We start from the raw sequence: 11802 nt of genomic DNA, 5'->3' as shown, positions 1-11802 counted from the left end.
ACCGATGGATTCAGCACCAAAGACGCACACGAAGGCGCTGGTTTCTGGCGGCGGCCGGCGGGCTGGCCGGGATGACTGGTCTCACTGTTCTGGCAGGCGGTTTGACGGGGGCGACGCCGACCGGGCTGGCAGCTCTGGACTCCACCGCCGTGCGACAGATCAGCCCCGTGGACGATGCTTCCAAGGACGGCGACAAAAAGAAGGATGACAAGGGGCGCGACGGTAAGAAGGTCAAGGAGGTTGGGTGTGATCCCGACGAGTTGATCGCTGCGCTGGTTCGTGCGAATGCGGACAAGGGTGCGAAGCTGGAACTCGAGGCGAAGTGCACCTACACGCTCACGGCTTTTCAGGATGACAATGGTTTGCCGGTGATCGTGCAGCCGGTCAGTATCGAGGGGAATGGCGCGACAATTGTGCGCGCGGCGAACGCGGAGCGGTTCCGTATCTTCAGCGTGGGTGTCGGTGGGAACCTGAAGCTTCGCGATGTGACTGTGAAGGGTGGCGATGCTCCCGCGGAGTTCGGTGGCGGTGGGCTCCTGGTTCAGCAGGGCGGTCGGGCGACCATCCAGGACAGCACCTTCACCCTCAACCGCACCGACGGTTCCGGCGGTGCCATCGCCAACTTCGGCAACACCCGGATCACCGGCGACGCGAAGGACGGCGACAAGGACGGGAAGGACGGCAAGGACTGGACGTCGTCCACCCAGATCAGGAACAACAGCGCCACGGCCGATGCCGGTGGCGTCTACAGCGCGGGTCACCTGAGTGTGGAGGGTAGCTCCGTGAGCTACAACAACGCCGGTGTCTTCGGTGGTGGACTCGAGAACGACGGCGGCGTCATGAACGTGACCAGCACCCGAGTCGACCACAACACCGCGGTCGACGACGCCGGCGGCATCGACGTCGAGATCGGCTCGGTCACCAAGGTCACCCACAGTTGGGTGACCGACAACACCAGCGGCGAGGTCGCCGGCGGTATCGGAAACTTCGGCGGCACCCTCTACGTGAAGCACACTGACGTCAGCCACAACTGGGCCGCCACGAGCGCCGGCGGCGTGGGAAACTTCGGCGGCGGCCAGGCGGTGGTGGAGGACAGCAAGATCAACGAGAACACCGCCACCGAACTCGGCGGGGGCGTCGACAACTTCGGGCTCGGCGAGATCTCGGAGTTCGTGCTCCGCCGGAGCGAAGTCAACCGGAACCGTGCCGTTAGTCCCGCCTCGCAGGGCGGCGGTGTCGCGAACACCGGCGACACGACGTTCTCCATCGTCGACTCGCGCATCACCGAGAACCTCGCGACGACCCCGCCCGGTGGAGTCTTCACCGGCAACCCGATCACCGTGGACGACGAGTCGGTGATCATCAAAAACCGGCCGACCAACTGCGACGGGGTTGTCGTCGAGGTGCCTAACTGCTTCGGCTGATCCACGGCTCGCGGCTCATCCACAGGTTCGCGAACCGACGCAACGCCGACAGGCAGCACAGCGGGCCCCGGACCGAGCGACGAACTCGACCGGGGCCCGAGACGAAACCTCCCCAAACCTCACTTCTCCCTGCGAACCGACTACTGCCGGTGTGGTGCAGGTGCGACCTACCGGTCGACAGGCGGCAGGCGCGGTCCACACTGGGCGTTGTGGAGGAACACGTCGACCTGAGGCCCACACTGCAACAGATCGTCGCCTCCGCGTGTCAACTCACCGGCGCGAGATACGGCATTCTGCTGGTCTCCGAGTCAGACTGGAACATGCCGGAGTTCGTCACCTTTGGGTTGACAACCGAGGACGCGCAGGCCCTGCTGAGTTCGGCTGAACTCACCGAACAGACGTCCGAACTACGCCGGCCGAGGCGGCTCGGGCCATGGCCTTCCACGACCCGAACGACGTCTCCGGCGATCACCAGCCTGCTCGCCGTCCCCATCCACCTTCAGAGTTCGCCCTACGGGCAACTGTGTCTGCTGAACAAGGAGGGGGACCTGTTCTCCGAGGCGGACGAACAACTCGCCGCCACGCTGGCGAAGGCGGCGTGTAGCGCGGTCGACAACCTCCGTCTGCTCCGCCAGAAGTACCGACGGCAGCAGTGGCTCGAGGAGACGTCGGAGATGATCCGCGGCCTGCTCGGCGAGATCGACCTCGCGACCGCCACGCACAGGGCAGCCCGGCGTATCCGCGAGATCTCGGGCGCGGACTACTCCGTCATCCTGTTGGCCGATCCGAACGATCCGGGCGACCTCGTCTTCCAGGCGGTCTCCGGACTGGACGAACGCCCCAGACCTGGCGAGCGGATCCCGCGCCACGGCATCGCGCGCAGGGTGATCGACTCCGGGCAGGCGATCGTCACCGAGGACCTCATGACGGACCCGCGCTACCAGCCGACTCCGGAGCGCCGGGAGCCCCTTTCCGGCCTCGGGCTCACGATGTTCATGCCGCTGAACGCCCGGGACGAGGTGATGGGGGTCCTGGTCGTCAGCTGGCTTCGCGGCTCTCCCCAGGCACGTCTCGCCGTGCAGGAGGTGGACCTCGTCCAGGCGTTCGCCAACCAGACGGCGCTCACCCTGCAACGGGTCCGGGCGCAGGAGGACCAGCGGCGCCGGGAGCGGTGGCTCGAGGCCGCCTCCCAGATGGCGCAACTGCTCCTTGGCGAGGTGGACCGGGACGAGGCGATGCGGTTGGTGATCCGCCAACTCCAGGAGATCTCCGGCGCCGACATCGCCGGGGTCGTCCTGGCCGACCAGACCGACCCCGACAGCATGTACGTCATCGTCTTCGAGGGGGTCGACCGCGACGGCATTCCTCCGGACGTCCGCGTCCCCCGATGGGGTCTCATCTCACGCGTCCTCGCGTCCGGGCGGCGCATCGTCAGCGACGACTACACCCGCCTACCGGGGTACCAGCCACCGCCGGGGTGGACGGCTGTCGACCGACTTGGCCTCGGCATGGTCATCCCTTTGATCACCGACCGGGAGCCCCTGGGTGCACTTTGCGTAGGCTGGAATCGCGGTTCACCCCACGCCGCCGCGGCTCGCGCCGAGACCGAGCAGATCCAGACCTTCGCCGACCTCGCCGCCCTCGCCCTGCAACGCGTCCGCACCCAGGGCGACCGCGAACACCTCATGCTCCTCGAAGAACGCGACCGCATCGCCCACGAAATGCGCGACCTCGTCATCCAACGACTCTTCGGCGTCGGCCTACGCCTGCGCACCGCCGGCGACATGAGCACCGAACCCGCCGTCCAACAACGCATCCACGGCGCCATCAAGGAACTCGACACCACCAACCGGCAGATCCGCTCCACCATCTTCGGAATCAGCGAACAGGCACCCGAGGGAGCCGCCGGGTCAGGTCCCTGATCCCCGTCCCAAGCAACGCTGCGGCTCGGTCGGACTCGGATCACTCGTGACGCGGTCGGCCCGGCCAGGGTCGTGGAGCGGCCTCGAGACGCCTGAGCCCCGAGACCGAACTCGCGGCTCGGTCCCGGGGCCACCCCCGTCAGTGTCCGTTGTCCAGGGGCACCTCGACGTCGATGTCTCCGTGCCGCCTCGGGATCAGCCGAAGCAGTTCGGCACCTCGACGTCACTACCCGCGCAGTTGGTCGGCCGGTTCCTGACGATCACCGTCTCGCCGTCCACCTCAACCTCGTCGTTGTCGGTGAAGACTTGTCGCGCCATTCCCCTCGATACTGACCGGCTGCACGATCACCGGCAAACCATTGTCATCCTGAAAAGCCGTGAGCGTGTAGGTGCACTTCGCCTCGAGTTCCAGCTTCGCACCCTTGTCCGCATTCGCACGAACCAGCGCAGCGATCAACTCGTCGGGATCACACCCAACCTCCTTGACCTTCTTACCGTCGCGCCCCTCGTCGTCCTTCTTTTTGTCGCCGTCCCTGGAATGGTCCTTGGAGCCATCCAGCGCCGGACGGGCCAACTGCTGACTGGTCTGCGACTTCAACTGCGCGAGCCTGCCCTGGCTTTCCCCAGGAGATACGCCGTCCGCGAGCACACTCACCGCGGCCACTCCCGCGACGCCGGCCAGACCGCCGGCGGCAGCCAGGTACCAGCGCCTTCTGCTACGCCCTGTTCCCAACCCCATAATCGCCCCCGATTCGGAATTGCAGACAGCGGCAGGCTATTTGAGCGAGAGAGGTCTAATCAAAGAGAGTCGGTCAATCTATGATTCTGAAAGTAGTGTGCGACGCCGAATTCTCGACGTGTCCCACATCGAATCACGTGTGCGCCGGAAGGGAATTACCCGAAGGCGTGAATACGGTCTGCCCGCACCAGGACCACGGCGAGTATGAGAGGTGTCGCCTGCGTCAAGCCGGCCGTCGGAGGGCATGACGCAGGCGACAGGAGGGCGGGACGGATAACCCGGGCGCCACCACCCGACATCGAGCGGAGTGACAAGTCCGCACTCTCCGCCGGGTGGCAGGGCCCGCCTCCGGACGCGCAGTACAGAGGCGGGCGCCTCCGTAGGGCCATGTGCCCGTTCGGTGGGTTTTGTCACCGCCGCACAGCATGAGTGTTTGCCCATGCGAAGCACCTGAGAAGCACCTGAGTACGGCGTAGCGATGGCACGCCACGACGAAGATCGGCCCAGTGGGCGCGCCGTCCGCGCGATCGCCTAAGGTCACGACGTGAGCGAGACGCGTATCGGACTCCTACATCCTGGCGAGATGGGTTCGGCTGTCGGACGAGCACTCACCGAGCGCGGTCACCGGGTGCTCTACGCATCGACCGGACGCAGCGACGCCAGCCGCGAACGGGCCGCCCGTGCGGGACTGACCGACACTTCCACCGTCGCCGCCGTCCTCGAGGACAGCGAGGTCGTCCTGTCGATCTGCCCTCCGCACGCGGCCGTGGACGTGGCCGCCGAGGTCGCCGGTTTCCGGGGCGTCTTCGTCGACGCCAACGCGGTCGCACCGGCGACCGTGCGCGAGATCGCGGCCCTCATCCATGGGGGTGGCGGCCACCTGGTCGACGGTGGCATCGTCGGACCGCCGCCCGAGCGCGCGGGCACCACCCGGATGTACCTCTCCGGCGAGTACGCCGCGGAGATCGCCGGACTCTTCGCCGACACGGTTCTGGAGACACCCGTCGTGGGTGCCGACGTCGGCCTCGCCTCGGCGCTGAAGATGTGTTACGCCGCCTGGACCAAGGGCACGAGCGCCCTGCTCCTGGCGATCCGTGCGCTGGCTGCGCACGAGCATGTGGACGAAGCCCTGCTCGCCGAGTGGCGACGTTCTGTTCCCGATCTCGCTGAGCGCAGCGTCTCCGCGGCGGGTTCGGCCCACCAGAAGGGGTGGCGCTGGACCGGCGAGATGGAGGAGATCGCGTCGGCCTTCACCGCGGCCGGGCTGCCCGCGGGCTTCCACCAGGCGGCCGCGGAGATCTTCGCGCGCACTCCTCCCCCGGCTGCCGTCGGCGCCGACGGCTCCGCCCTCGATCAACAAGGCGCCGGAGCCCTGGACCACGTGGTGGCGGCGCTTCTCGGCCCCCCCGAGCCGCGCGATCGGTGAGCCTCGACGGGCCGGAACCTCCTCAGGCTCGCGCGGAGGCCGCGGGTCGAGCCGCCATGGGGTAGGCGGGGGACGCCCCGAAGTCGACGATGACGCAGGGCTTGTCACCGACCACCCAGGCGTCGTGCCCTGGCTCGATACGCGCGACGTCGTTGGCTCCGAACTCGCCCTCGGTGCCGTCGTCCATCTTCAGGTGCATACGTCCTGAGACACAGAACAGCAGATGTGGCGAGCGGCAGGACTGGGTTCCCGCGATCGAGCGCACGTGCTCAGCCCAGTGCCATCCGGGCTCGAAGCTGGCCTTGAGCACCGTGTGGTCGCCGGCCAGTGTCACCAGTTCCGCGGCACCCTTGTCCGCGACTGGCCTCGTTTCGTCAGGTGTGTTGAAGCTCTTCACTTCCAGGCTGGACATCGCGAACCCCCTCGGCCGTTACCGGGCGCGGCGGGGCAGAAGATCCATGTCGCCCGGCCAAGACGAACGTCCCGGTTGCGGCCGTACTCGGATGTGACGTACATGCCGCCCTTGCGTGGTGGCGGCAGCACTCTTCCTTCACGACGCTACCGACCTCGGTTCGTCGCCGTACGGCGTGGGGTCGCCGAGGCGACCGAGGTCCGGCGTGGAAGGTCGGTCGGCTCACGCCGGCAGCGGCGCGCGTTCGTCCACGAGCCCTTCGCCTCGCAGGTCGGCCCACAGCCCCGGCGGCACCTCGGCCTGGAGCGACGCGATGTTACGGCGCACCTCCGTCACCGAACGCATGCCGACGATGATGCCCGCGACCACGGGATGGGCCAGCGGAAAGGCCATCGCCGCTTCCGGGAGCGTGACCCCGTGCGCCTCACAGACGTCCGCGATGCGACGTGCCCGCCGCAGCACCTCCGGCGACGCGGGCGCGTAGTCGAAGTACGCGTCGTCCGGGGGCCGCGGCGTGGCGAGGATCCCCGAGTTGAAGATCGCGGCCGCGAATACGGACACTCCTCGTTCGGCGCAGGCGGGCAACAGGTCGTCGAGAGACCGGTGCTCGAGCAGCGTGTAGCCGCTGGCCAGCAGCACGACGTCGACGTCTGCCTCCCGAACCAGCGTCGTCAGCATCCCGGCGTGGTACATCCCGGCGCCGATGGCACCCACCACCCCTTCCGAGCGAAGCTCCGCCAACGCCGGATACCCGTCGCGGAGCGCCGCCTCGAAATGGTCCTCGGCGTCATGGAGGTACAGCACGTCGATCCGGTCCAGGCCCAGGCGGGTGAGCGAGTCCTCGACGCTACGTCGAACACCGTCGCGGGAGAAGTCCCACACCCGCCGATGGGTCGCGGGCACCTCGAAGTCCTCGTCGCTACGACCGTTCGCCTCCTGCGGGACGAGCACCCGGCCGACCTTCGTCGACAGGGTGTACTCGCCGCGGGCTTTGTGGCGCAGGACCTCACCGAACCGCCGTTCGGAGTGGCCGATGCCGTAGTGCGGCGCGGTGTCGAAGTACCGGATGCCGCTGTCCCAGGCCGCCGACAGAGCCGCCGTGGCGCCCTCGTCGTCCACGGACTCGAAGAGGCCGCCGAGCGGCCCACCGCCGAAACCGAGTTCGGTGACCTCGACCGTGGTGTTCCCGAGCAGGTTCGTCCGCATCGGCACGTTCCCTTCCGTCGCCCCGCACAAGGTACGAACGCCGCGACGGTACCTGGCTGACGGCGCTCTCCGATAGTGGCGAGCGAAGCCCGGTGGAACACGCCGGGATTCCCACTACCATCGAGCCGCGGGCTCACGAGCAGTTCCGAAACCGTTGTACGGGGAGGCGCCTTGCTGGGCGACGAAGTTGGCCACGGCGGTCCGAGCGAGCCGCTGTCCCTGACGCTGCGAACCCGGCCCGCCGGTGCGAGCGCCGTGACCGACGTACGGGAGGTCTCGCCCGCGCGGACGGCGCTGGTCATCTGTGACGTCTGGGATCAGCACTGGAGTCGGGGCGCCGCGGCACGCGTCGACGTCCTGGCACCGCGGATCAACGAGGTCGCCGAGCAGCTACGCGGCCGAGGAACGCTCATCGTGCACGCGCCGTCGGAGACGCTCGACTTCTACCGCGACCATCCGGCCCGCAGACGCCTCGCCGACGTTCCCCCGCTCCAGCCCCCGTCCACGCCGGCCCTCCCCGAGCCGTCGCTTCCGATCGACGACTCCGACGGTGGCTCCGACACAGGCGAGGAGTCCTGGTATCCAGCATGGTCGCGCCAGCACGAGGCGATCAGGATCGACGACCGCGACGCCATCTCCGACGACGGAACCGAGGTCTACAGTCTGCTCCGCGCCGAGGAGAGACGGACCGTCCTGATCCTCGGCGTCCACACCAACATGTGCGTCCTGCGACGCTCGTTCGGCATCAGGAACCTCGTTCGGTGGGGCCTCGACACGATCCTCGTGCGCGACCTGACCGACGCGATGTACAACCCCGCGATGCCACCGTACGTGAGCCACGAGCGCGGTACGGAACTCGTCGTCGAGCACATCGAACGCCACCTGTGTCCGAGTGTGCGCAGCACCGACCTGCTCCGCCCCTGAGTGCGACGCCAGCCCCAGGCGCCGGTGCGGGCCGCGTCCGCGGACCGACCTCTCGAACTCGCCCATCGTTTCCAGCGGGACGGTACGGCATTTTTCCGGTTTGGCCTTCCGTGAGGTGCCGGCGAGGGCGCGGCATAGGATTGAAGTTGCCCTCTGATACTGGAGGTCAGCGATGGTTCTCGCTGTTGTGCTCAGCATCATTTGTCTGGCTCTTGTGGGCTTCGCGGCGAGCGCGCGGGTAGTGCGGCAGATCGAGCGCGGTGTGGTCTTCCGTCTTGGCCAGGTCCAACCACCGCCTCGGCCACCTGGTCTCACCATGATCGTCCCGATCGTGGATCACCTGCGTAAGGTCAACGTCCAGGTCGTGACGATGCCGATTCCCGCCCAGGAGGGAATCACGCACGACAACGTCACCGTGCGGGTGGACGCGGTGGTCTACTTCCGGGTCGTGGATCCGGTTCGCGCGACCGTCGAGGTGCAGGACTACGTGTTCGCGGTCTCCCAGGTCGCACAGACATCGTTGCGCTCCATCATCGGCAAGAGCGAGCTGGACGATCTGCTCTGTAACCGTGAGCGGCTCAACGAAGGGCTCGCCCTCATGATCGACAGCCCGGCCGTCGGCTGGGGCGTCGCGATCGACAGGGTGGAGATCAAGGATGTCGCCCTACCGGAAACGATGAAGCGGTCGATGTCACGGCAGGCCGAGGCCGAACGCGAACGGCGGTCTCGAGTCATCACCGCCGACGGGGAGTTCCAGGCGTCGAAGAAGCTCGCGTCCGCCGCGACCGCGATGGCCGACGCGCCGGCCGCGCTGCAGCTGCGTCTGCTCCAAACCATCGTCGAAGTCGCCGCGGAGAAGAACTCGACGGTCGTCCTCCCATTCCCGGTGGAGCTGCTGCGGTTCCTCGACCAGGGAGCGGATGCACTCGTCCGGCAGTTGTCCGCCAAGGGCGACGTCGAAGGGGCCGAGCTTGCCCCCTCCGACATTCGCGACTCCGAAGGAGCCATGCCCTCGCGGCAGGGCACGACAGGAAGGGTGCCCCGGCAGACCCGCACATAGGCACCCGCGCTCCCCCTCCTGCGGACCGCGGCGCGAAGCGGGCGGACTCGCCAGGTCGGCCCATGTCGAGACGTTCAGCGGGCCAGGGCTTCGCGTAGGAACTCCCCCGCCTGTACGGTGCCGGCCCGTGCCGCGGGTGCCCGCGCGATCGGGTTGAGCAACACGAAGTCGTGGATGGTGCCGCCGTAGCGCACCTGGGTGACGCGTACGCCCGCCTGGGCGAGCCGGCGCGCGTAGGCCTCACCTTCGTCGCGTAGGACGTCGTTCTCGCCGTTGATGACCAGCGCCCGCGGGAGCCCACCCAACTGGCCGCTCGACGCCCGCAGCGGCGCCGCCGTGGGCTCGGAGCGCCGTCCATGATCGGGCAGGTAGGCGTCCCAGAACCACTCCATCGCCCGGCGGGTCAGCCACGGCCCCTCGGCGAATCGCTCGTAGGTCGGCGTGTGGAAGTTGGCATCCGTCGTCGGGTAGAAGAGCACCTGCGCGGCGATCCTCGGGCCACGACGTTGCTTGGCCATGAGGGTCAACGCGGCGGCGATGGCGCCGCCCGCGCTGTCCCCGACGACGGCGATGCGGTTCGGGGCGGCGGCCAGTTCGGTCGGATTCGCCGCGACCCATTCCAGGGCCGCGTAGGCCTGCTCGTTCTGTACCGGGTACCGCGCCTCAGGTGCCGGCGTGTAGTCGACGAACACGACCACCGCTCCGGCCCGGACGGCCAGCTCCCGGATCAGCCGGTCGTGGGTGTCCTTGTCGCCCAGGACCCAGCCACCGCCACGGCAGTGGAGAACGACCGGGAGCGCTCCGCTGGCCTCCCTCGGCCGCACGATCCGGATGTCGACCTCGCCCGTCGGTCCGCCGGCGATGGTTCGATCCTCGATGTCAGTCGTCGCGACGTCAGCCGTCGCGAGGTCAGCCGTGGCGAGGTCGACCGGAACACTGGCCTGCAGGTGCCGGAACGCCTGCCGGGCATCCTGCGGCGAGAGCTCGTACACGGGCGGGGCGCCGGCCGTCGCCGCTTCGAACTCCTCCAACCATGCCTGAGTGCGGGGTTCGACAAAGGTGTCGTTGCCCGGCCCGTCCACGTCGCTGGTGTTCATCGCGCCCTCCGCACGGACCCATGCCCATTCCGCCCATGCCTCATGGTGGTTCCTGGGTGCTTGTGACTGGTCCCCCACTGGTCCTGCGAGCTCCGGCCGTACGCCCGGTGTTCCGGCCAGGGTCCTCGCCGCCCGACGCCCGTAGGGCCACCCGATGGAGCCACGTACTCCACGAGTTCACGGGCGGGCGAAAGTCAAACGAATTGTCTCCGGTGGCGGAACCGGCTCGCGTCTGATCACCGTCGAGAACTCGCCGCTACGGAGGAGTCGCCATTGGTAGTTTTCGACACTTTCCTGGAGGCAGATATAGATCCTTGCCCAGGGCGAGGTATACGTTCGCGACTGGCTTTCGAGGCAGCGTCGTCTGCCTGTCTCGCCTACACCACATTCAGGGGGCACTTTATGGCGTCATCTGCCCAGGCGGCGGCGACGGAAGCTGGCGCAGCGGCAGAAACGCCAAGCGAAGCGCCCTCCCGTACCCGTCGATACGTTCCGTGGTTGTCGTGGGTGCGGGTCGTATCGGCGATCGCTGTGGTCTCCGGCCATGTGTGCACGCACCTGGTGTGGGAGTGGGGCAAGGTTTCCGACCGCGAATGGCATTTCGGGAATCTCGTCGCGGCCACCAGCCGGTTCAGTGTGCCGTTGTTCGTGATGGCGTCCGGTGCCGTACTACTCCAATCCGGCCGTGCCCAGTCACTGCGCACCTTCTATGGCCGCCGCGCGTCCAGACTGGCCATTCCGCTCCTGGTCTGGTCATGCTTCTACGTCTGGTTCAGTCGCCTGACGACCGGTCAGGAGCTGGTCTGGACGGACTTCTCCAAGCTCCTCCTGCTCGGCCGGCCCTACTATCACCTGTACTTCCTGTTCGTCATCATGGGGCTCTACCTGTTCACGCCGTTCCTCCGGTTGTTCATCGACGCGGCACCCCGCAAGTACGTCGTCGTGGCGACCGCACTGGCTGTCGGCCTGGCCTTCGTCGACAAGCTCCACCGGTCACTCACCGGGCTCGGTGTGGACCCGAACGCGTTCAGCTACTTCGTGCCCTGGATCGGGTACTACCTTCTCGGGTACGTGCTGTTGACGACGCCCATGCCGGCCAACCGCCGCCGCGTCGCCTGGATCGCCGCCGCGACGTTCGTCGGCGTCATGCTGGCGAACGCCATGGGCAACTGGGTCATGCACATCGCGTTCGGCAACCGGTACGGCCTGATGCTGTACCACCACCACCTGCTCGGCCCCATGATCATGGCCATCTCCGCGGTCTTCTTCCTGCGGGCGTTCCTCGGCGACGGCGGTCCGGTCGACCGCTCCAGCGAGCGCCCTGCCAGCCAGGCGAAGAGACCCATCGGGCAGCGCCTGGCCGACCTCACGCTCGGTATCTACCTGATCCATCCGATCCCGGTGCTGTTCGTCCGGGACTACCAGCCACGGTTCAGCTCGCCGTGGTCCAGCATCGCCTACCACTCAGGTGCCATCATCGCCATCCTCGCCGTGTGCTCAGCGGTGGTCTGGCTGTTGCGGCGCATCCCCTACGCCCGGCGGCTGGTCTGAACGACGCGTCGCCCCACCGTTTCGGGACGCGCTGACACCGA

At 67.7% G+C, this 11802-nt stretch carries 10 protein-coding genes; 6 read left to right on the top strand and 4 right to left on the bottom strand.

What is annotated here, in order from left to right:
- The first annotated feature begins 167 nt into the window (after positions 1-167).
- Positions 168-1424 carry a hypothetical protein gene (locus HEB94_RS18390; protein ID WP_192751028.1) on the top strand — a complete coding sequence of 419 codons (1257 nt, stop codon included), beginning with the start codon at positions 168-170 and terminating at the stop codon, positions 1422-1424.
- Positions 1425-1633: 209 nt separating this feature from the next.
- Entirely contained in the window at positions 1634-3346 is a 1713-nt protein-coding gene (locus HEB94_RS18385) for a GAF domain-containing protein (protein ID WP_192751027.1), read from the top strand.
- A gap of 280 nt (positions 3347-3626) precedes the next feature.
- On the opposite strand, the gene HEB94_RS18380 is transcribed toward HEB94_RS18385, so the two are convergent.
- The gene (locus HEB94_RS18380) at positions 3627-4001 is read right to left on the bottom strand and encodes a hypothetical protein (protein ID WP_192751026.1); all 375 of its coding nucleotides are present in this window, start codon (positions 3999-4001) and stop codon (positions 3627-3629) included.
- A gap of 628 nt (positions 4002-4629) precedes the next feature.
- On the opposite strand from HEB94_RS18380, the gene HEB94_RS53605 reads away from it, so the two are divergent.
- Positions 4630-5511: a DUF1932 domain-containing protein gene (locus HEB94_RS53605; protein ID WP_202896417.1), complete on the top strand. Its 882-nt coding sequence runs from the start codon at positions 4630-4632 to the stop codon at positions 5509-5511.
- A gap of 22 nt (positions 5512-5533) precedes the next feature.
- On the opposite strand, the gene HEB94_RS18370 is transcribed toward HEB94_RS53605, so the two are convergent.
- Positions 5534-5923 carry a cupin domain-containing protein gene (locus tag HEB94_RS18370; protein ID WP_192751025.1) on the bottom strand — a complete coding sequence of 130 codons (390 nt, stop codon included), beginning with the start codon at positions 5921-5923 and terminating at the stop codon, positions 5534-5536.
- 222 nt (positions 5924-6145) lie between these two features.
- On the bottom strand, positions 6146-7129 hold the full coding sequence (locus HEB94_RS18365; RefSeq protein WP_192751024.1) for an aldo/keto reductase: 984 nt from the start codon (positions 7127-7129) through the stop codon (positions 6146-6148).
- 171 nt (positions 7130-7300) lie between these two features.
- Here HEB94_RS18365 and HEB94_RS18360 point away from each other — a divergent pair, with 171 nt between their 5' ends.
- On the top strand, positions 7301-8053 hold the full coding sequence (locus HEB94_RS18360) for an isochorismatase family protein (RefSeq protein WP_202896416.1): 753 nt from the start codon (positions 7301-7303) through the stop codon (positions 8051-8053).
- A gap of 172 nt (positions 8054-8225) precedes the next feature.
- Positions 8226-9113, top strand: a complete 888-nt coding sequence (locus HEB94_RS18355) for a slipin family protein (RefSeq protein ID WP_192751023.1) — start codon at positions 8226-8228, stop codon at positions 9111-9113.
- 74 nt (positions 9114-9187) lie between these two features.
- Here HEB94_RS18355 and HEB94_RS18350 read toward each other — a convergent pair whose 3' ends face one another.
- A complete protein-coding gene (locus HEB94_RS18350) occupies positions 9188-10210 on the bottom strand; it encodes an alpha/beta hydrolase (protein ID WP_192751022.1) in 1023 nt (340 codons plus the stop codon).
- Between the two features lie 402 nt (positions 10211-10612).
- Between HEB94_RS18350 and HEB94_RS18345 the strand changes: the two genes are divergently transcribed.
- On the top strand, positions 10613-11761 hold the full coding sequence (locus tag HEB94_RS18345; RefSeq protein ID WP_238361562.1) for an acyltransferase: 1149 nt from the start codon (positions 10613-10615) through the stop codon (positions 11759-11761).
- The last annotated feature ends 41 nt before the right edge of the window (positions 11762-11802 follow it).

Source organism: Actinopolymorpha pittospori (assembly GCF_014873875.1).
GTDB lineage: Bacteria > Actinomycetota > Actinomycetes > Propionibacteriales > Actinopolymorphaceae > Actinopolymorpha > Actinopolymorpha pittospori.
The sequence above is the reverse complement of the archived record's forward strand: the minus strand, read 5'-3'. Positions and strand labels throughout refer to the sequence as shown.